This is a genomic window from Chryseobacterium shigense, from assembly GCF_900156575.1.
Lineage (GTDB): Bacteria > Bacteroidota > Bacteroidia > Flavobacteriales > Weeksellaceae > Chryseobacterium > Chryseobacterium shigense.
Genome location: NZ_FTNY01000006.1, coordinates 143,945 through 164,265, shown reverse-complemented (window position 1 = coordinate 164,265; position 20,321 = coordinate 143,945). Strand labels below are relative to the sequence as shown.

General features: G+C 37.8%; 14 protein-coding genes and 14 tRNA genes. 3 read left to right on the top strand and 25 right to left on the bottom strand.

Features of this window, described 5'->3' with window-relative positions; all coding sequences use genetic code 11:
- Positions 1–87: 87 nt before the first annotated feature.
- On the top strand, positions 88–2,946 hold the full coding sequence (locus BW964_RS19375; RefSeq protein ID WP_165789164.1) for a thiopeptide-type bacteriocin biosynthesis protein: 2,859 nt from the start codon (positions 88–90) through the stop codon (positions 2,944–2,946).
- Positions 2,947–3,095: 149 nt separating this feature from the next.
- On the opposite strand, the gene BW964_RS19370 is transcribed toward BW964_RS19375, so the two are convergent.
- The 20 genes from BW964_RS19370 to BW964_RS19290 all read right to left on the bottom strand — a co-directional run bounded on the left by BW964_RS19370 (position 3,096) and on the right by BW964_RS19290 (position 10,943).
- The gene (locus BW964_RS19370) at positions 3,096–3,647 is read right to left on the bottom strand and encodes a 3'-5' exonuclease (RefSeq protein WP_076509729.1); all 552 of its coding nucleotides are present in this window, start codon (positions 3,645–3,647) and stop codon (positions 3,096–3,098) included.
- An 88-nt stretch (positions 3,648–3,735) separates the two neighbouring features.
- A complete protein-coding gene (locus tag BW964_RS19365) occupies positions 3,736–4,281 on the bottom strand; it encodes a 3'-5' exonuclease (protein ID WP_076509727.1) in 546 nt (181 codons plus the stop codon).
- A gap of 123 nt (positions 4,282–4,404) precedes the next feature.
- Entirely contained in the window at positions 4,405–4,980 is a 576-nt protein-coding gene (locus tag BW964_RS19360) for a metallophosphoesterase family protein (RefSeq protein WP_076509725.1), read from the bottom strand.
- Positions 4,981–5,303: 323 nt separating this feature from the next.
- Entirely contained in the window at positions 5,304–6,248 is a 945-nt protein-coding gene (locus tag BW964_RS19355) for an MBL fold metallo-hydrolase (protein ID WP_076509723.1), read from the bottom strand.
- 48 nt (positions 6,249–6,296) lie between these two features.
- Entirely contained in the window at positions 6,297–7,313 is a 1,017-nt protein-coding gene (locus tag BW964_RS19350) for an RNA ligase, Rnl2 family (RefSeq protein ID WP_076509721.1), read from the bottom strand.
- Positions 7,314–7,472: 159 nt separating this feature from the next.
- On the bottom strand, positions 7,473–7,844 hold the full coding sequence (locus tag BW964_RS19345) for a cyclic-phosphate processing receiver domain-containing protein (protein ID WP_084176033.1): 372 nt from the start codon (positions 7,842–7,844) through the stop codon (positions 7,473–7,475).
- A gap of 47 nt (positions 7,845–7,891) precedes the next feature.
- Positions 7,892–8,377, bottom strand: coding sequence for a ribonuclease H-like YkuK family protein (locus BW964_RS19340; protein ID WP_076509719.1), 486 nt, complete (start codon positions 8,375–8,377; stop codon positions 7,892–7,894).
- A 108-nt stretch (positions 8,378–8,485) separates the two neighbouring features.
- A tRNA-Trp gene (locus tag BW964_RS19335) sits at positions 8,486–8,556 on the bottom strand.
- Positions 8,557–8,565: 9 nt separating this feature from the next.
- Positions 8,566–8,638: transfer RNA gene (locus tag BW964_RS19330), tRNA-Gln, on the bottom strand.
- A 7-nt stretch (positions 8,639–8,645) separates the two neighbouring features.
- Positions 8,646–8,718, bottom strand: a tRNA-Phe gene (locus BW964_RS19325).
- 89 nt (positions 8,719–8,807) lie between these two features.
- Positions 8,808–8,881: transfer RNA gene (locus tag BW964_RS19320), tRNA-Leu, on the bottom strand.
- A 192-nt stretch (positions 8,882–9,073) separates the two neighbouring features.
- A tRNA-Glu gene (locus BW964_RS19315) sits at positions 9,074–9,145 on the bottom strand.
- Between the two features lie 85 nt (positions 9,146–9,230).
- A tRNA-Tyr gene (locus tag BW964_RS22610) sits at positions 9,231–9,314 on the bottom strand.
- Between the two features lie 650 nt (positions 9,315–9,964).
- Positions 9,965–10,036, bottom strand: a tRNA-Asn gene (locus tag BW964_RS19310).
- A gap of 107 nt (positions 10,037–10,143) precedes the next feature.
- A tRNA-Ile gene (locus tag BW964_RS19305) sits at positions 10,144–10,217 on the bottom strand.
- Between the two features lie 107 nt (positions 10,218–10,324).
- Positions 10,325–10,396, bottom strand: a tRNA-Pro gene (locus BW964_RS22605).
- A 69-nt stretch (positions 10,397–10,465) separates the two neighbouring features.
- A tRNA-Asp gene (locus BW964_RS22600) sits at positions 10,466–10,537 on the bottom strand.
- 6 nt (positions 10,538–10,543) lie between these two features.
- Positions 10,544–10,617 (bottom strand) — tRNA-Arg (locus BW964_RS19300).
- A gap of 74 nt (positions 10,618–10,691) precedes the next feature.
- Positions 10,692–10,765 (bottom strand) — tRNA-Lys (locus BW964_RS19295).
- A gap of 105 nt (positions 10,766–10,870) precedes the next feature.
- Positions 10,871–10,943: transfer RNA gene (locus tag BW964_RS19290), tRNA-His, on the bottom strand.
- 757 nt (positions 10,944–11,700) lie between these two features.
- On the opposite strand from BW964_RS19290, the gene BW964_RS19280 reads away from it, so the two are divergent.
- A tRNA-Ile gene (locus BW964_RS19280) sits at positions 11,701–11,770 on the top strand.
- Between the two features lie 12 nt (positions 11,771–11,782).
- Positions 11,783–13,162, top strand: coding sequence for an SDR family oxidoreductase (locus BW964_RS19275; RefSeq protein ID WP_076509717.1), 1,380 nt, complete (start codon positions 11,783–11,785; stop codon positions 13,160–13,162).
- Between the two features lie 226 nt (positions 13,163–13,388).
- Here the strand turns inward: BW964_RS19275 and BW964_RS19270 are convergent, their stop codons facing one another.
- The 5 genes from BW964_RS19270 to BW964_RS19250 are packed head-to-tail and all read right to left on the bottom strand — an operon-like array spanning position 13,389 to position 20,318.
- Entirely contained in the window at positions 13,389–14,408 is a 1,020-nt protein-coding gene (locus BW964_RS19270; protein ID WP_076509715.1) for a soluble NSF attachment family protein, read from the bottom strand.
- Positions 14,401–16,107: a hypothetical protein gene (locus BW964_RS19265; protein WP_076509713.1), complete on the bottom strand. Its 1,707-nt coding sequence runs from the start codon at positions 16,105–16,107 to the stop codon at positions 14,401–14,403. The genes BW964_RS19270 and BW964_RS19265 overlap by 8 nt, the downstream gene beginning before the upstream one ends.
- Complete coding sequence (locus tag BW964_RS19260) at positions 16,097–18,478, bottom strand: hypothetical protein (protein ID WP_076509710.1); 2,382 nt, start codon at positions 18,476–18,478, stop codon at positions 16,097–16,099. Before BW964_RS19260 ends, BW964_RS19265 begins: the two co-directional genes overlap by 11 nt.
- Entirely contained in the window at positions 18,469–19,212 is a 744-nt protein-coding gene (locus BW964_RS19255) for a hypothetical protein (RefSeq protein ID WP_076509708.1), read from the bottom strand. The genes BW964_RS19260 and BW964_RS19255 overlap by 10 nt, the downstream gene beginning before the upstream one ends.
- Entirely contained in the window at positions 19,185–20,318 is a 1,134-nt protein-coding gene (locus BW964_RS19250) for an AAA family ATPase (RefSeq protein WP_076509706.1), read from the bottom strand. The genes BW964_RS19255 and BW964_RS19250 overlap by 28 nt, the downstream gene beginning before the upstream one ends.
- Between the last annotated feature and the right edge of the window lie 3 nt (positions 20,319–20,321).

Genomic DNA, 20,321 nt, shown 5'->3' with positions numbered 1-20,321 from the left:
TTGAGTCTGGATTTTTTTAAGAGCCTTTGTCTTTCCAACCCATCTTTTCCGGAAATATACAGACATCTACAAGAGAATGAATTATTTATGAATTCAGTAAGAATGTCTTCTGAAAACTTTTACCAGTTTTTACTGGATTATGATAACAAGTCTCCAGATAAAAAAAAGAATATCGAACTTACGTTCTATAAATATTTCTCCCGGGCAGCCAACAGGCCTACCCCCTTTGGAATGTTTTCAGGAATTGGTTTAGCGGACTACTCTCAAAATGATGGAACAGCTATTCCCCATTACGAAAAAAAGTTATTGTCAAAAGTCGATTACCACTATCTGGATGGGATCATACAGGAGGCCAATGAAAACGAAATTATTAAAGAGAAGCTTACGTATACTCTTAATAATACAATGTACCCTATTGATTCTGAGCTGGTATACATCCAGAAAGATGTTGAAAGTGTAATCAAAAAATACAAAAAAAACAGCATAGAGAATGATGAGGTTATGAGTTCCTTTCTAAACTTTTGTGTGGAAGGAAAATCGATGGCTGAGATTATCAATTTCCTACAAGAAAATTTTGATGTGAGTGAGGAGGAGTCCCATGCATTTTTTAGTGAATTGGTGAATGAGTCAATTATTTTTTCTAATCTTAACTATTCGACCATAGGAAAGAATTTCATTCCTGCTCATTTACTGGAACTTATTATTTCGGAAGAGTTGAGAAGAGATCATCCCCTTTTATTTGACTCATTGAGTGATCTGTATGCATTTCAGAACCATGGAGTTATAGGAAATACATTAACGGATAGCGTAAGGAGTGATTTAAATTTTCAAAGCAATGTTCAAATTAGTCTTGATGTCGTTAACAATTTAAAGGATGCATTATCAGTATTTGAAAAGTTATCTCAAAATTCCCATTCAAAAGAAACAAACTTAGAGAAATTTATTGATGCTTTTAATAAAAAATATGGCGAGAAAGAAGTGTCTCTGGTGGAAGCTTTAGATACAGGATATGGTCATCATCAAGGTAACAATAACCGCTATACGGGCTCTTCTATAGAATTGAATAAAGTAGAGTCACTTATTTTAAAAAAATCATTTGAAGCGATCAGGAATGGAAAAAGAGAGATAGAAATAGAAAAACAGGAATTGTCTGCCTTTACCTACCGCATTCCCGACACCGCTACCCAATACTGCTCCTACTCTATTTTCAAAGATTCTCAGCATGCCGGAAGGAAAATTTTAAATATTAATTTTGTTTCATACGCATCCCCCATAAAAGTATTAGGAAGATTTACAGAAAATAAAGAAATCCATTCATTAGCAGAGGAAATACATCAACATCAAAAAAAAACAATCGGACCCCATTTTATTTTGGCGGAAATCGAACACTTGCCCACCTATCTGGCGGGTCATATAGTAAAACGGGAGATCAATTTTGACTACATTATCAGATATCCGAATGATGCTCCTGTCAATGATAATCAAAAATATATCGACATCAATGATCTGTATGTGAATGTTTTTAACTCAAAAATATATTTGAGAAGTAAGAAACTCAATCAATATGTAATCCCTACATTTTCAGCTTTTTTTGATCACAACCATATCGTAAACAGTCCTATTTTTAAATTCCTCCTAGATGTAAGCACACAATATGATGAGCCGAATAAAAACTTTATCGATACTCAAAATATTCTGAATATTCTGGGATTTTCGCCACAGATCCGTTATAAAAATCATATTTTAAAAAAAGCTCACTGGCTCATCAAGATCTCTGATTTTTTTAAGAATAAAAATGAAAATATAGATACTGCCTTATCTCTTTACAAAGAAAATGCCAGTAAACTAGGGCTAAAAAAGACGTTCTGCATTGTGGATGGCGAACAGGAACTTTATATCAATGAAGACCTACCGATATCTGTTGAGATTTTCCTGAAAGAACTTAGAAAGAAAAATAGATTAATCGTTTGTGAAGCGATTCATGACGAATATGAGCCCTTCTTTAGAGATGAGTCCTATCAATCCATTAATTTAGAAATCATTACTCCATTAAAAAACAAACATTTTCTTACCTACACTTCTCAAAAAATACCTGAAGCAACCCATGTTTTAAGTAAGCTTTATCCTTTTATACATGACTGCGTTTATTTTAAATTATTTGTCAATAAGGATATTGCAAGCATCCTCCTACTTGACATGATCCCTTATCTGAAAAATCTGGTTGATCAGGGGTTTATTTCTCATTTTGTATTTTTATATTATTACGCTCCGGATTTTCACATAAGGTTCAGAGTTTTTTCTACTCAGCCCGTAAAATTCATTGATGAGCTCAATAAAATTTTAAAGGAAAAAATCTCCCATATAGATACCTTACAATATGACACGTACGACAGAGAAATCACAAGGTATCATGGTGACAACATCTTATTTTTCGAAAAAATATATTATTGGGATAGTTTAGCGGCCCATCAAATTTTAAAATATGCACCGGACAGCAATATTGAAGACTGGCTTTTTTGTATAAAGACCGCATTATATTATATTGATTGTTTTTTTCAGACCTATGAGGATAAACTCTATTATATAAAAAAGATAAAAGACTCATTTGCAGTAGAATTAGGGATAACTTCTGAAAATAATAAAGATATCAACAGAATTATTTTAGAAAATAAAGATAGCATTGATACGGTTTTATCTACCTCCTATTGGGAAATGGATGAAATTTTAGAAAAAATCGGATTGGAGATTGCTACTAATTTTGAAAAACCGGATATCGATGACAAAGAACATCAAACTTTCGATTTAATACATATGCATTTGCTTCGAATCATAAAAAAAGATAACCGTTTTTTTGAGTATATCATCTACTGTATATTAGAAAAAAAGACGAAAGAAACCTATCACAGAGATAGAAAAAACAGTAATCCATTGGATGTTTCTTTTTAAAACTGCGTCTTTTTTATCAATCTTTACTTAGACTAAGGCTTTTTCATCCATTAGCACTTATTTCTTTTCAGAAAAATTTTCATCATACGTAAATAACTCCCTTAAAAAAGGGAGTTATTGTTCTACAATTGTATTGCTAAAATGTTATATTAAGCTTGTTTTAAGCACCAATGCAGAATTTTCGCAATATTCTTTGCATCATCCACTCCTCTGTGGTGCGTCCCTTCAAGCTTAAAGTTCAGCTCACCTAAAGCCCTGCTCATTCCTACACTTTTTCTGACCGTAGGATGCAGTTGGCCGAACAATGTTTTTACATTGATGTGGTCATCACTCAGCGGATAATCCACATTGAATCTTCTGGCCTGGTTTTGTAGCATATTCAGGTCATAGTTACCATAACTCGCCCAGGTAAGGTCTTCAGCATCGTACTCTGCTCTAAGGATATCCAGAGCGTCTTCCAGCATAACTCCTTCATCATCGAGCATATTTTGTGTAATGGAAGTCAGTTCTGTACAGAATGTACTCACCTTTGAGTATTGAGGTTTTACTAAAATACCCTCACTTTTTGAGACTTTCCCGGTGGCAGCATTCATAATGCACACCCCGATCTCGATGATCTCACTTTCCTGGCCTCTTGGCGGTCTGTCGTCCCAGCAGGTGGCTTCCAGGTCTATAATTAATATATTTTCTGTTGTTTTCATTTGTTTAAAATTTTAATGTTGTAAAAGAGGGAAGATGGCTTTGGCTTTTGGCTTCTTGCTTTTGGCCTATAGCTTCTGTCTTTACTATTTACTCCAAAATCTTTCGTAAAATCTTGGCAGCATTGTAAGCATCGTCTGCTCCGCTGTGGTGGTTGCCTTCAAAATCCATTTTCAGATATTCCAGGGCGCGCTTCAGGCCTATCATTTTATGGAGTCTGAAATGTTCTCTGAATTCTTCCATCACATTCAGATATTGTCCGCCAAAAGGAATTTCTATTCCGAGCCAGTCGCACTGTTCGAAAATCTGCTCCTTGTCGAAGTTTCCAAAACCAGCCCAGGTAAGGTCTGAAGAATGATATTCATCCAGAATCTTTTCGCAGGCTTCTTCAAAATAGATTCCTTTTTCTTCGATTAACTGCGGTGTAATGCCCGTCAGCTTGGTACAGAAATCGTTGATCTCTGACCTTTCGGGAATAACATAGATGCTTTGTTTTTGGGAAATGGCTTTTGATGTTAAATCCAGCTTGCAGATCCCTATTTCTATAATATCGACTTTCTCGCCAATGGGAATTCTGTCATTTTCCCAGCATGTAGCTTCCAGATCGATGATTAATATTTCGTTGATTGTGTTCATTTTTTTTGTAAAATGTATAATGTGTATAATGTATAATGTAAAAAGTAGAATGTATTCATAATTGTGTTAGACCAATGTATTACACTGGCCGCCACTCATAACTCATAACTCATAACTCATAACTTATAATTCTCTACTGTCTCTTGCTCCAAAAGGAGGTGACCATTTCTTTCGTTTCATAATTTCCTTAACTTCTTCGTAAGAAATCGGGTAGAAATCATGACAATCTACTCCCACGTCAAAGCTTAAAGCCATCTCATCATCGGGTAAAGTTCCGTGTGAATGGCCATAGAGCTGCCAGACTCCGCGGTGAGATCCGTTCCAGGTACGCATGGCGTAATGCAGGAGGATAATTTTCTGCTTGCCGTTGCTGTTTTCCGGTTCATCAATTTTCAATTCATGATAATCTCTTACGGATTCAAATCGTTTGGGATAAGTAAGCGCGGCACCTTCGTGGTTTCCTCTGATCAAATGGATATTGCCGTTTAACCTGTCGAGGATTTCTTTGGTGAAATCCGGTTTTCCTAAACTGATATCGCCAAGGTGGTAGACGGTATCATTACTACCGATTCTTTCATTCCATCTTTTGATCAGTTCTTCATTCATATGGTCTAAGGACTCGAAGGGTCTCTCTGAAAATTTTATAATATTGGCGTGACCGAAATGGTGGTCCGCTGTAAAAAATATATTAGGTTTCATTTTTTTAATAATTTGTTTGTTTAATTTTTACTACCTCTTTTTTAACCACGGATTACGCAGAATACACAGATGTTGTGTTGATTTGTGGAGATCATTTGTGCGATTTGTGTTAAAAAAAGACCGTTTTCTTAACCACAGATTTCACAGATTTACACAGATGACTGTGGATATTTGTGAAGATTATTAGTGGTATTTGTGTTAAAAAAAGACCGTTTTCTTAACCTCGGATTTCACAGATTTACACAGATGATTGCGCTTATTTGTGGCTTCATTTGTGGTATTTGTGTTTAAGAAAATCAATTCTTTTGTAGTTTAAATTTTAATTAATTTCCGCGAAATGCTTTATAAAAAGCAGTTTCAATTTCCATAACATCCGTTTCCGTATATCTTCTCGAAAAGTGAATAGGAACGGCTTCTTTCACCTGACAGTCTTTCATGATCTTTCCTGATGCAGAAGCAAAACTGTGGTAATTCAGCTTTGCAAACTCCTGATCAGAATCTTTATAAAAACTCTCGATATACACGAGATCTGCCTCACTGAACACCGCTTTTATCTTTCCATAATTTTCCTGATCTGCCGCATGATCCATGATTACCCCAAGCCTGTAACCTTGATTTCTGGTCAGTAAATGAAACAGATCAGATGCTTTGTAAACGGTTCCTTCAATGTCAATTTCCTTATCTTCATCATTATTTTCAAAAGCCGTTTTCAGTTCGCTGATCCATTTTCCTTTTCTGAAACCGGAAGCCTCTTCATGAAAGGTCACTGAATCTTTTTCTTTGAACAGATATGCAATGGAATCCGTTTTATGATCAAGAATGGCAAACTTTACTTTTACCTGATCATCTTCAAAAAGGAAATTCTGCGTTTGTATAAGTTCCTGATTCCAGTGTGGTGGACGAAGGATATACACATTAATTTCTTTAGGGGAAATGATTTCGCGGATCTCATATTCAATTGCTTTTTCATCGATCAGGTTCCATGTGTAAGAGTTTAACCTCGCTTCAATCTGCTGATGGATATTTTTCGGTCCGCAGATCACAACTCTTTCTCCGCTACCAATCTGATGTCTGAAAATTCCGTCAAAATTCGAAAAATGATCAATGTGTGTATGGCTGATAAACACCGCTGAAACCGACTGTATTTCCTTTACCGTCAGCTGGCTGGCTTCACCGCAGTCACACAAATAATATTTTCCTGTATTTGCTATTTTTATTAATATACTGATGTCTTCTCTCAAAAGACTTTTTATCTCTGCCTGTATCATTGTATTAGTTTTTAAACATAAAAAAGTTCCGGTAAAAATATACCGAAACTAAACTTTAAGAGTCATTAACTCTTCTTTTATAAGATCAATCACTAAAGTATTCAACTTTTTGTTGATTCTTTTCTGTTCGTCTTTTTTCACTGAAGTGAAAGCATCCGGAAAATCTTTTCCAAAATCTTCCAAAATATCCTGAGCAAAAAGACCTATGATCTTGCCTATCATTTTGGGGTCAAATTCTCCCACTTTGCTCACCACATTATGTAATCTGTTGACTGTGGCGTACCTCTGAATTTCTTCCCAGATATTGTGAGCATTTTCTGAAAAATCTACCGGTTTCTGAGTTTCTTTACGGTCTTTTTTCACCATTTTAGATCTTTCTACCCACTTGTCATTCTTGTTTTTAAGAATAACTCTGGCGCCGTTTCCAAAATATCTGGTTTTCAAAGTTTTGACAATCGTTCCTTCGCACATATTGTTCTCCATTTCGGGTAAGCCAAGCCAGCCCGGAATTTTAGAGTCAAATACATTTGGGAACCTCAAAGCGTCTTCCAAACTGCCTTGGAACAAAACCTTTGCGTAGAAAAATCCGGTTTCGTCAAAAATCTGATTCACCACATCGGTATCCAAATAAGTAGTCCCATTCAACTTAATATCGAATCCATAGAATTCGTTATGAGGTGCGTATTCAATACCTTTTTGTACTTTGATGGCCTCTTTTACGGGTTCTACTTCTGTATGTTTGTAGCCACCTCCGAACAGTTCACCGTAGATCACTACCGTTTCCAATTCCGGATGAATGGTTTTCACTTTTTGGAACAAATCAATTACATTTTTTCTGTAACGTTCTAAAATAAGGTGTGCGTTGTAGAATTTTTCATCCTTTTCAATGAAAGCGGTTCTCTTCGCGATTTTAATCTCCTTTCCATCGGTAAAGAAAGAGAAATTAGCACCGTGAACCTTTTCCTGCACGATGAAAACCTCATCCCCAAAACCCTGCAACCTGATCTGATCGGTCACGCGGGTTTGGTAAGCGTTTTCTATAGAGTTATATGTTTTGAAAATCATTTTTTTTAGTTTTTAATAGTTTTCTAAAGGGCTTTGAATGTTCTTTCTGCCTTTAGATCAATCATCTTCAGCCTCTTCCTTGCATCATCTTTGATATTATCATTATGCAAAGTAAAAAAGTTATTACGCAATCTTTTTGCGCTGCTCTGAAAATATTGATTATAATTGTTTAAAATTTTCCAAAAGGCTTAGAATATTCTTCTTTCCTACCGGATTCATGGAATGACAATAGAATTTTGGGAGACCCAAATAGTTATCCATACAATATTCTACGAGCCATTTGGCACAGTAATAGCCTGTTTTTTCAGTGTACTCGTCAGCATTGGGCTTCAGATAATGTACATCTGCCAGGTCATGGTCAAAAGAAATGAATTCCGGGAGTCCTTTTTCCATAATTCTGTTGACAAACTGCTCATAATTGCGAACAATATGCCAGTCTTTTCTGAGGAAAATATCCTGTTTGGTATAATGAAACGCCTCAATCGGGTATCTTATATCATCCAGAAATAATAATCTTTTGGTGATTTCCATCCTGTTATTTTTTTAGCCCGAAAGCCTTTGAATACAATCTTTATTTATTACACCATCATATCAGCACAATTGGTGCTTGCGAATGCGTAAGGTTTTGCTTTAAACACATAGCCCATTCCCAGAATATAGCCCATAGCATCTTTCAATGCTGCATTTGACTTAAAATCAGGGTCGGTATTAATGTCTGCGTGTACCTCCATTTCCACACCATAAGCATCCAGAACGGCACAGATAGCGTAAGCAATTTCTACGGATCTGTTGACCTCGTTCAGCATTCGTTCTTTGATACTGATCTTCTGTATTTCTCTGTCTTTTCTGATAAAGGTAAACGCTCCTTTTCCCTCCCGTACAAATACTACTGCCGTAGCATAGCTGATCGCTTCGCCGTACACGTGGGAATCTGAGCCCACACATACTTTCAGGCGGTGACCGTTAGCCTGTTCGCGGATGATGGCTTCTTCTACCAGCTGTGTGATAGGTTTTAGGAAAAAATTTCCCTTCATATTCTGCCATACTTCTTGTTGCGTTTCCATTTTTTTACATGTTTTAAATTCTGTTTTATATTAATTTGTCTATTGTTAATTGTCAATTTTATAAAATTCACTTACGAAGTAAAATTCATCATTGACGATTCACTTTTGCACTCCGAACCGGACTCGAACCGATACCATCAGTTTTGGAGACTGAGATGCTACCATTACACTATCAGAGTAGTTTTTTGTTGATTCATCAGGACTCGAACCTGAACAACAAGAGTCAGAGTCTTGTGTGCTAAACCATTACACTATGAATCATTTTTTGTGGATCAAAACCGAATTGAACGGTTCCCTTTTGCTTTTCAGACAAATGTGCAGACCTTCTACACCACTGATCCCTGTTTATATATAATGAGTAATTGGTAATGAGCAATCCCGACATAGCCCTATTGGCATTCATCAATGATTTCTCATCATTTATGTTTTGTACAGAAAAAGGGATTCGAACCCTCAATATCTTGATCCTAAATCAAGCGCGTCTGCCAGTTCCGCCATTTCTGCAGGTTTTAATAATAATGAGTAAGCGGTAATCAGTAATTTTAAAAAATTGACTTATTGACCATTCACAATTGATTACTCATTGCTTATTACTCATTACTTATAAATTTGTGAATGATCGGATCAATTTTATCTCCTTGATCTGAACTTTCATGGTATTATTTATTCACAATTGATTTTTGATCATTCACATTGTACTCCATAAGGGAATCGAACCCTTATCATCTGCTCGAAAGGCAGGCGTCCTAACCGTTAGACGAATGGAGTGTTTTAAACCAACTGACCAGGAATCGAACCTGAACAACAAGAGTACTTTTCCTGCATGCTGCCGTTACATTATCAGTGGTTTTTGTGGAAGCGGTAGGATTCGAACCTACTCAGCAATAAAGCAACAGATTTACAGTCTGCCCCGGCTCTCCAACTCCGGCGAGCTTCCAGTATAATGAGTAATAAGCGATTAGTAATGAGCAACTTTCTAACTTGTAATCTCTAATTTCTATTTGAAGAAAAACAAAGCCTGTCTTAATTTTTTGTTTGATATAAGAACTTCTGCGCCTGACAAACTTTTATTTTTTCTTCTGAACTAACTAAATTTTATAAATGATAAGTGATCATTCACTTCTAATTTCTAACCTCTAACTTCTAACCTCTATGTGAAGAAAAACAAAGCCTGTCTTAATTTTTAGTTTGATATAAGAACTTCTTCGCTCGACAAACTTTTACTTTTTCTCCGGAACTAATCTCATTTTAGTTATTTGAGATGGTTATGGGATTGTTCATAACCATTTTATTTTTTTATTGAATTCACGAATGTTTAACATTTTAAACCCACTCAGCTTACGCAACGGTTTTGCAGACCGCCCCGACTCTTCCACTTCGGCGAACCATCAGATGTGATTATAAATGATAATTGATGATCGATAGTTGATGATTAATAGTAAATTTACACCCCACTAACATCTAACATCTAGCTTCTAATAAAAAAAGAAAAAGGCTGTCGGTATTTTCCATATTTGGCGTAAAGATCTTCTGCTCTTGACCCACCTTATTTCTTCTCTTTTGAAACAATTAACATTTAGTTATCTGCGATTCCGGAAAGATTCGAACTTTCAACTTCCGGTTTAACAGACCGGCGCTCTACCATTGAGCTACGAAATCATTTTTTTTAATGTGAATGGTGAATGGTCAATCCGTTTTACTGTCAATTTTTAAATTCACCTGTTAAGCAGAATTCACCATTCACTTTTTCATTTTTTCATTTTTTGTAATTCCGGAAGGACTCGAACCTTCAACCTTCGGCGTATCAGACCGACACTCTAACCACTTGAGCTACGAAATTGTTTTTTGTGTATTAATGGTCAATCCGTTTACTGTCAATTTTTAAAAATTCACTTGCGAAGCAAAATTCACTATTCACCATTCACTTTTGCCCCCTGGCAAAACTTGTCTGGAAAGCAAGATTCGAACTTGCGACCTCCCGCGTCCAAGACGGGTAAACAACCACCGTTATCTTTCCAGTTTTTAAGGTTCGGTTTCCAATTTTCTTTCCGGGAGACAGCCGGAGCTAAAATTTTCCTTGAACCTTTGCGGTCTATGCGGGAATCGAACCCGCAGTGCCCAAGAGACAGTCGGGCAGGTTAGCCTTTACCTCAATAGACCTTTTTGTAATTCTGAGAGGAATCGAACCTCTAACCTTCGGTTTAGAAAACCAACGCTCTATCCGATTGAGCTACAGAATTAATAATTGATAAATGATAATTATTCGTCATGTTCTAACTTCTAATTTCTAACATCTAATCTCTAAATTCTATCGTAATCCCAGAAGGAATTGAACCTTCAACCCCCGGTTTAAAAGACCGGTGCTCTGACCAATTGAGCTATGAGATTGTTTTTTTTATGTGAATGGTTAATAGTGAATTTAAAATTGACAAGCAAAGCAAATTGACCATTGACCATTCACAGTAAACACGATTCACCATTCCTATTCACTTTGGGTATCTTCGGGGATCGAACCCTGTTCTCCGGTTCCACAGACCGGCGCTTTACCAAATAAGCTAAAGAAACCATAAAAAAAGCACCTCTTTTCGGGAGGTGCTGTATATATTTTGACGTGTCAGATCACTGAGACCTACGTATATAAGCACCTTTTATCAATAAATTCACTATCCAGAATACATGCATATCCTTTCGGCTCCTGTCCGTCTAGTCCTGAATACTGATTAGATATGTTATGTAATTGTTTCATTATATTCTTGTTATTTAAAAAGTTTTAAATCCTGAAAACCTGTTGCTTTCAATTTTCGGTTGCAAAGTAAGTATGAATTTTTTTAATCTGCAAATTTATTTTTCAATTAAATACTTGACAATCAATAAGTTAAATCTTATTTTTAGCATAAAGAATAACCGTCCGCAATATCCTGCGGATCTCTTAAATACCTAAATGACTGTCTCTCATCGGGTTACTTATCACTCTTATTTATCGTATTAAATTGACATTGTTAATTAAAAAATTTTTGTTTTTACGGTTATTTTTTTTCATTCTAAATAATTTATGGCCTAAAACACAAGAAACGCCTCGAGTTATCGAGGCGTTTCTGTGGTATTTTGTTTAAATTCTTACGGGTTTATTGTAAATAATTTTCAAAGCAAGCACATTTCGCCTCATTCCATATCATCCATTCGTATCCGAATAATCCTTTTATTGAAGGGCTATCGCATAGATTTACATTGATATGTGCTCTTTGTAGTGTCATAATTTTATGGCGCAAAGATAGGAAAAATTGTTTTTCAGCAATGAAAATAATACTTTTGTTCACTGAGCAGGGGGATAGTTTAACTGGAAAAACACTACACTGATAACGTGAAAACGGAGGTTCGAACCCTTCTCCCCCACAAAATTGTATTATGGACCCATATCCATTCAGTACCGAAGAATGGGAAGCCTGCTTAAAAGTTCTGGAAGCTCTTCAGACCGACCCTCTGAATAATCCAGACAACCAGCGTTTCAAAACCCTGATTTCCTCTATCCGGAAAAAAGCCAGGAAGAATATCCAAAAGAATCTGGATGATTATCTCACTTCGTCTAAGAATAATGAAGATTCAGATCTCGAAATTCTTAAAAAGTCGGTTATTGTACAGCAGGCTTTAGAAAACCGGACTCTATATTCTCATACAGAAGAGGAAACATCATTTTCTACCATTCAAAAACCTCAACTGTGCTATTGCTGTCATCAGCCTTATCACGACATTCATTTTTTCTATCATAAGCTTTGTCCAACTTGTGCAGATGAAAATTATAAAAACAGAAGTCTTACCTATGATCTCAGTGGGCAAACCGTTATCATTACTGGCGGAAGGGTGAAAATAGGATACGCTGCTACTCTACAGTTTTTAAGAAGCGGTGCGAAAGTTATTGCTACCTCGAGGTTTCCGGCTCTTGGGTTTGAGCAGTTCCGGAAAGAAAAAGATTATGAACAGTGGAAAGACCGGCTATTTCTCTATGGTCTCGATCTCAGAAACATCAGATCGGTTCATGAATTTACAGAATACTGTTATCAGAATTTTGAAAGTATTGAAATCCTGGTGAATAATGCTGCTCAAACCATTAAATATCCTGCTGATTATTACCAACCTCTACTGGCCAAAGAACAACTTCTTTTATCATCATATGCTGAAAACAGAAACTTAATAGGAAATGGAACACCTATAAGTAATGATAAGAGTGAGTTTTTACCATTATCTCATGAAAATTTTGATGTAGCTCCTGCCAACAGATTCGGCCAGCCAAAAGATCTCAGAGATAAAAACAGCTGGAATTCTTTGATGGATGAAATCGGGACCGAAGAACTTCTGGAAGTGAATCTTATTAATCATATTTCTCCCTATTTGTTAATCTCTGCGTTAAAACCTTTAATGAAGAAAAGTCATTCAGAAAGAAGACATATCATCAATGTCACCTCTACCGAAGGGCAATTCAGTTATAAAAGTAAAAATGAGTTTCATCCGCACACCAATATGACCAAAGCGGCTCTCAATATGCTTACCAAAACCTCAGCACCGGATTTTGTGAAGGATAATATATTTATGAATGCAGTAGATGTCGGCTGGATTTCTACAGGAGCAGCAGAAAGCAAAAGAGAAAAGCTGTTTGAAAAGACCAGAATACCACCGCTAGATTCTGTGGATGGTGCCATGAGGATCTTTCACCCTATCATGCAAATCAACAAAGGTGACTTGAATCTTTATGGAAAGCTTTTAAAGAATTATAAGGAGACCGGATGGTAAAAGGCGGTGGCTTCGAGTACCTCAGCCACCTTGTATTTACCGGTATATGAAATTTCTTCTAATCGTTTTAATGCCTGAATTTTTAAATCTTTTAATTTTAAAATAACTATCTCCTTCATTCATACAGAAAGTATTTCATTAAAACTAAGGCTACAGTTCTGGGTGGCTGAGGACCTCGAAGCCACCTACCATTTTTAAATCTTTAAATCCTTTAATCCTTAAATTATTAATTCCTCAACATCTTATTCCTCCCCGTCTTAAACCTCGAAATATCCTTCAGGATAACATTGTCATCAGGGTTAAAATATTTCAGTTCATTGATGATCTCAGAACGGGTACCTACTTTTTCTGCAATAATTTCATAGGCGATACTTCGTGTTACAGGCTGTAGTTTCGGATCTTTTTTAAACTCATGTTTCATCGCTTCAAGGTAGATCGTCTTTTTATAGGACGGTGTTTTATGATAAAGCTTTTGAATTTCCGTTTCCAGTTTTCTGACATCAAAAACATTGGCGAAATAATTATTCAGACAGTTGAAGGCATCTTTATCTTCCTCCCAGCCTTTCAGCAAAATTTTCTGAGCTTCCTCGGGCTGCTCCATTTTTTTGCTGTACACCAAAGAAGCTTTTACCATTTGATTATTGCCTGTATAGTCATCTGCAACCATCTGATAATAGATGTGTGCATTTTTTATATCACTAATTTCCCGGTAAAGATCCCCTACTTTTTCTTTCTGCTGCAGTTCTTTGTACAGGTCGATTGCCTTTTTGTACTGTTTTGCTTTTTCATAACAGGAGGCCGCTTCTGATTTATTGTTTAATTTCTTAAGATACACGGCCGCTGCTTCATTGTAGAAACCTCCGTCTTCCAGTGTTTTCGCGCCGCGGAAATGATCCTGAAGGAGGTTCATATATACTTTTGCTGCTTTTTTGTAGTCTTTTTCAGCGATATATTTTTCGGCAAGTTCTTCATACCTGCTTCGGATTCTGTCGAATAAAGAGGCTTCGAGATAGAAACTTCCGCCTCCGGAACCGCGTCTTCCTGAGTTTTTTCTGTTCTGTTCTTTATCTTTCAGCGCAGTGATTACAATCATGATAATAAAAGCTACCACAAGGAAAATAGCCAGCGTCCCTACAACACTCCAAATGCTTTCGTGAAATAGTTGTGCTCCTATCCCAATGATCTTAAACACCGCCAGGATCATAAATGCGATCAGGAATTTGTCTATAAATTTCTGTTTATTCATCGTCTTCAGGGTTTAAAATGGTTTTGTCTTCGCTGAACAGTCTGTACAGGAGAAGAATGACGCAGATCACCAGAATCCATACAAACCAGTTGTAACCGAACATTTTTATCAGTGGATAAAACAGATACACCAGCATGGACACAAGGAATACCGACAAAATAATCTTCACCCAAAGCGGAACACTGTCTCCGCCAAGGTTTAAAGATTTTCTTTTGAAGATAAAAGAATAGATTCCCACTGCCCCAAACATAAAAATCACAAGATAGAGGATATCTGAAACTTTTGTTTTTTCAGGTGAACTGCTTTCGCCGGACTCAAGCTTTCCTATTTTTGAATCTTTAATTGGAGACGGAGGAAGTTCCATCATATCAAGGGTCCCGTACAGTTTTCCAAGAGAATCTGCCATGAGCACCTGCTTTTTCTTTAAAACAAATTTCACAACTTCACCATTCACAGGTTTTCCCTTACTGTATTGTTTCAGGGAATCCGAAATGCGGCGTTTCATGGTGGCTTCCTGCTGAACCAGATGTTTTGTTATCTTTTTTGAGTAAATAATTTTCAGAGAATCCCGGCTGCTCTGTTCTCTGCTGTTGAGTTTTTCAATGTCGTTGCCAACCTCTCCAAGATTTCTCCCTCCTGCTTTTTTATACTGTTCCCTTTCGTTCTGATCTTTAGACATGGCGGCACCGGCCGCAGAATATTCACGGGAGAGTTTTTTTCTTTCTTTTCCGTAAATGGAATCAATTTTCATATCAATATCCGTCACACCGGATTGGTACGCAATCATATCGGCGCGGGTTTTATCAGCACCGTTCATGATTTTACCGGATGAAACAAGAAAATCTTCTTTCAGCGTCTTGTCTTTATCTGAAGGCATAAAAATCCTGAACAGTATCGCAATGACGACAACAGCCCAGAATATTCTTCTGAAATTGCGGGTTCCGGCGGTTTCTTTTTTATCTCCGGAGCCTCCAAACAGGGTGCTCAGCCAACTGTTTCCAAAAGTAAAGTTTCCAAAGCCATCACCACGGGAAGTTCCCATAATATCCAATGGCACACCCAGTTCTACCGCTCTGTCAGGATATTTTTCTATATATTGTAAATATTTTTCAATCTCTTTTTTATTCCCGGCCATTACTTTTTTAAGGTCAAAAGGCAGGTTTTTCATCCACTCTTCCTCATTCTTCGGCTGCTGAAGGGCCGCAAGAATTTTTTCGTCATCCATCTCAACCGTAAAACTCTCAATATGCAGAGGTGTTTTCACGCCATTCGAAGGTTTTCTTACTTTACCCTGTGCTATTTCAGGTTCCTGTAGCACAGAAAGCCAGTCTATTTCTTCCGACAGTTTTACAAACCCAAAATCAGGATGCATCATCATCAATCTTGTTCCTGCAGACTGCCAGTCTTCCGGATTGATTTTAGGATAAAATATAGTATTTTCAGGAATAAAAAGTTGATCGTCTACACATTGAAAATAGGCATTCTTCCCAATTTCCTGAGGAGCTTCATGATAAAATACCAGCAGACATCCGTACAGAACATTAGGCTGATCTGCGGGAATTGCATACGATTTTACTTTATTGAGATCGATTCCCAATACTTCCATTTCGTGAAGCCATACCTTTGGTGACGGGTCTTTGATCAAAACCCCTTTCTTAGGATAGCTGTTTTTCGGAAAAGGTTTTATTCTAAGCTCCATAATCCAGGATTTGATCAATAAACGCTGTTAAATACTGGGAATATATTTCTTCCAGGGTTCTCACTTTCAAAAGCGTCTGTTTCGGAAGATAATATTCTGAACCGCCATATTCTGTATTGGTGGACAATGCCAGGAAACCGTATTCCGTAGAGGGAATATAAAAGGTAGGAATTCCGGTATTGCTGCTATTAAAAGTAAGCATTCCACGGGGATCTGTAATGATCTCACTGCCGTCCTGAAATGTAAATTTATTTTTGTTCTGCTCTGCAAGAATCTTCACCGTAAACCTGTTTTTATAAAGGTTCAGTGAATTGTCATATAATCTGCACAATTCATTTCCCGAGATCACCAGATTATTATTTTCGTTGATTCCCATCCGGTTGAAATTGCTGATGATTTTCATCCCGCTTCGGTTCAGTTTAGCTACTTCGGTTTCAGCTTTTGCAATATTTTTGTCTATTTCACGGTCATCATTAAAAACAGATTCTACCGATATATTTCCTTCCAAGCTGATTTTGTAAAGGGAAGAATTCGTAGGCTGATGCAGATAAAAATTTCTGCTGAAATAGGTCAGATGATACGAGCTTGGGATATTCAGTCCTGTAACGTTGAATTCAGAATATTCTTTCGTATTCAGATTCAGTTTGGAAATGAGTTTTTTATCCGGCTGATATTGGCAGAGAATAAACTGTTGCTGCTTATTTTTCGCCAGGGCAAACTGTCCTCTCGGTTTTACGGAAATATCTTCGATCAGGACTTCGCATCCATGATACGTTTTGTAGTAATCGTAGGAGCTGCGGTCATAATAATTATCAGAAAGATACGTTTTCAGCAATTGTTTTTTTGAGCTTAAAATGTAAAATTCCCCTTCGTACAAAAACTGGGCAATTGTATTGGACGGAGTCGGAAACAGGATCGGATAATTTTGTGGAAGATCTGTTTTCTTGCCATTAATGGTAGTCGCTTTCAGTTTACGCTGGGGCGGATTGGCCCATAACTCCTGTAGTGGAAGTTTTATCTTTTGAATATGCTTTCGGGCTCCTTTATGGTGTTTATAAAAATTCAGTTCGCCATCCGAAGAGGTCGTGATCAGGAATTTCAGGCAGTCCCTGTTTTCGTGAATTACTTTCCGCACTTTTTCATCGGCAAGGTTTTCCTGATGGGTAATGAAGAACACTTCAAGATCTTTTTCCCGATGATCTTCATTAAAAAATTTCGCAAGCGCTTCCGAAACTTCCAAAATAGGACTCACCTGATTCAGGTTTTCAATAACGTCTTCCGTTTTATCAAGAGACACCGGTAATCCGGCCTGTCCCAAAGCAAAAACCTTGCATTCCGAATGGGCTTTCGGATGTCTGATCACAGCAATAGCCGATGCAAACGCCAATACTTTAGGTGTTCCCCAGTTTCTCAGGGAGGTATCAATTAAAATGGCTCTTTCAAATATATTTTCTTCCGGTGGAATCTCTCTCTGGATGTACAGGGCTTCATTATTTGCAATACGGTTCATGAACACCTCATCTTCATTGGCAAATTCGGAAAGCAGCATTCTGTGGAGGTCGCCTTTATTCGCCATATCAGAAATTCCCCCAATGGGTTGTTCCCCGGGAGATAAATGACGCATCGTAATTCTCAGTCCGCTCCATATTCTTTTGATCAGGCTTCCTACCTGAAAAGTTTTCGGTTCTTCGATCAGTTGCTGGATAAAATCCTTATCGGTTTCTACGGTAGTTTCCTCTTCCACCACTTCATCATCCAGCTCAGGCTCATCAATGTGATCGCGCATGGCATCAATGATGGACTGTACTGTAGGAAATTTTTCATTTAGCAGATCAAGGGCACTTAAATCTCTGTTGATGGCCGATGGCCCTGCATACTTTTTCTCCGCACTTGCCGCCAGCATATATGGTCTTTTGTAGTAGATGGTCAGGATCATTTCTGCTTTGCCGGGAGCGATCCTATTATGGGCATTCTGAAAAAGAGTCTGAAACAGAACAATTCTGTTCTGTCCATGTTTGTAAACTCTGTTTAGTGATTTCAGCTTTTCAAGAAACTCAATACTCTTCTCGGCGGTGAAATCAAAATTTCCAATGCTGTGAAAATTAGCCGTATGTTTCAAAGGACCTGCAAAATCTGTATAACCGTCCTGCATGGCATATAAAACCATCAGCAATGCCCCGAAAGGAGGCCATCCCTGCGGCTGAAGTTCTTTCAGAATCTCCATTACATAAGGTCTGTAGGCTATCGCCCCAACGCCCGGAATCGAGATGAGATTATGATCATGGTATCCGGAATCTCCGGCGATATCCTCGTCGGTCTCCCACTCCCAAAAGTAGTTTTCGTAGGATTGGAAATATTCGTTTAAATCCATTCTTTTGTTTTTTCAGTAAGGCGGAATGAGCTTACAGACAGTTTCCGGAAATCCTCTTTTTTCACAGGAAGATAAGTTCCGTCTTCGTTCCATAACAGCCATTTGTCCGACGCTTTGTTATATTGCTGCTGCAGGAGTGAGCTCAAATTTTTAAATTCGAAATCAAAACCTGAAGGCAAAAGGTGACCGTCTCTGGTCCAATAGGTTTTTCCGGGCAGACTCAACAGAGGTGTTCCGAGAAACAATGCTTTATCGTCAATCACTGCCCATTCTATTTTATCCAGTTTGAAATTCGGCTGTGCGGGAATGCTGTCTTTAATTTCTGTTATTGAACTTAATAATGCAATGGCAGGATGTTCTTCATTTCCAGGCTTCAATCTCACTTCCACTTTTTCGCTGATCCCAAAATAATTATTATTGGAAGCAGGAAAAGTAAGCCGTAATGCCTTATCTATCGGTGACCAGAGCAAAGCTGTTCTCATCTTTTTGCTTGGGACCAGTGCTTCTTTTTTGAATAAAAGTCCATCGCGCAGTTCATACAGCATAAAATTAGGGAGCTGCTGGAGATCTGCGGATACAGCCTGCTCATCGGTGAAGCCTTTCAGCCAAACCGTCTCGTCGTCTACTGCAATCTGTACATTTTTCCAGTCCCGGATAGCGCCCAGAAAATCTTCATCGGCGCGGGGAAGTTCTGCCCAGAATTCTTTTACACCTTTTGAAGGATCTTCTGCCATAAGCTTTCAATTTCTTGCTGGATATACTGCTTTTGCTCCGGATTTCTGATCCAGTCGCAACGGGTCTGCAGGTATCTCAATTTATCTTTGATCACATTCTGTTCTTCAAAACTCAACGTTCCGCTATTCCATTTTTCTACGAGGATCTTGACGTCTTTCATTACTTCCTCCGGATTCGGAGTTTTGTTTTGCATCGCCTGTGGATGGGATTTCGGGTTGTCATCTTTTTCAATGGTTCTGTTGATGATGCCTTCCAGGATTTCGATCTGTTCTTCCGTATCCCAGATATGTTTCAGTACCCAAAGGTCGGAAAGTACCGCTTCATTTCTTCCGCAGATCAGGGCGCTGGCCGCGATCAGGTTCTGAAGTTTTACCGCTCTACGATCTGAAATCGCAATTCCTGTATTTCTTAAGCTGATAATCGTATTTAAATAGACTTCGTAAATAGGTCTCAAATCCACTGCTTTACACAGATTCTGAAGTTCTCTGATTTCGTCTGCCAGAATTTCGGGAATATCCGTTTCTGTTTCGTTTTCCAGCTTTCTCCCGGCAAGAAGAACCTGCTGAAGCAGTTCAGGATTTACATAATCTACATTAATTCTCACCAGAAAACGGTCAAATAATGCGTTCAAAGATTCATCTTCGGGAAGAACGTTACTCGCCCCTACAAACATAAGCGCAGGCAGATGTTTTGTTTCTTTTCCTCTTTTGAAAATCTTTTCGTTCAGAGCCGTCAACAGTGAATTCAGGATGGCAGAATTCGCATTGAAGATCTCGTCCAGGAAAACCAGTGAAGCTTCCGGCATCATGCCTTCGGTATTGGTAAGAAGTTCACCTTCTTTTAGTTTTCTGATGTCAAACGGTCCGAAAATTTCGTTTGGTTCTGTGAAACGGGTCAGCAGATATTCAAAGTTTTTGCCGTCTTTCACTGTTTTGGACAGCGTTCTTACAATTGCCGATTTTGCGGTTCCCGGAGGCCCGTACAGAAATGCGTTTTCTTTCGCCAGAAGACATATTCCCAGCAGGTCTACCACATCATTTTTTCCTACGAAGGTGTCTTTTACGTAGTTGAGAACGGTATTGAGTTTTGTAATATTTTGAGTCATTAG

Coding starts and splice junctions, on each gene's coding strand:
- BW964_RS19375 (WP_165789164.1), top strand. CDS start 88: ATGAATTCAGTAAGAATGTCTTCTGAAAACTTTTACCAGTTTTTACTG.
- BW964_RS19370 (WP_076509729.1), bottom strand. CDS start 3,647: ATGAAAACAACAGAAAATATATTAATTATAGACCTGGAAGCCACCTGC.
- BW964_RS19365 (WP_076509727.1), bottom strand. CDS start 4,281: ATGAACACAATCAACGAAATATTAATCATCGATCTGGAAGCTACATGC.
- BW964_RS19360 (WP_076509725.1), bottom strand. CDS start 4,980: ATGAAACCTAATATATTTTTTACAGCGGACCACCATTTCGGTCACGCC.
- BW964_RS19355 (WP_076509723.1), bottom strand. CDS start 6,248: ATGATACAGGCAGAGATAAAAAGTCTTTTGAGAGAAGACATCAGTATA.
- BW964_RS19350 (WP_076509721.1), bottom strand. CDS start 7,313: ATGATTTTCAAAACATATAACTCTATAGAAAACGCTTACCAAACCCGC.
- BW964_RS19345 (WP_084176033.1), bottom strand. CDS start 7,844: ATGGAAATCACCAAAAGATTATTATTTCTGGATGATATAAGATACCCG.
- BW964_RS19340 (WP_076509719.1), bottom strand. CDS start 8,377: ATGGAAACGCAACAAGAAGTATGGCAGAATATGAAGGGAAATTTTTTC.
- BW964_RS19275 (WP_076509717.1), top strand. CDS start 11,783: ATGGACCCATATCCATTCAGTACCGAAGAATGGGAAGCCTGCTTAAAA.
- BW964_RS19270 (WP_076509715.1), bottom strand. CDS start 14,408: ATGAATAAACAGAAATTTATAGACAAATTCCTGATCGCATTTATGATC.
- BW964_RS19265 (WP_076509713.1), bottom strand. CDS start 16,107: ATGGAGCTTAGAATAAAACCTTTTCCGAAAAACAGCTATCCTAAGAAA.
- BW964_RS19260 (WP_076509710.1), bottom strand. CDS start 18,478: ATGGATTTAAACGAATATTTCCAATCCTACGAAAACTACTTTTGGGAG.
- BW964_RS19255 (WP_076509708.1), bottom strand. CDS start 19,212: ATGGCAGAAGATCCTTCAAAAGGTGTAAAAGAATTCTGGGCAGAACTT.
- BW964_RS19250 (WP_076509706.1), bottom strand. CDS start 20,318: ATGACTCAAAATATTACAAAACTCAATACCGTTCTCAACTACGTAAAA.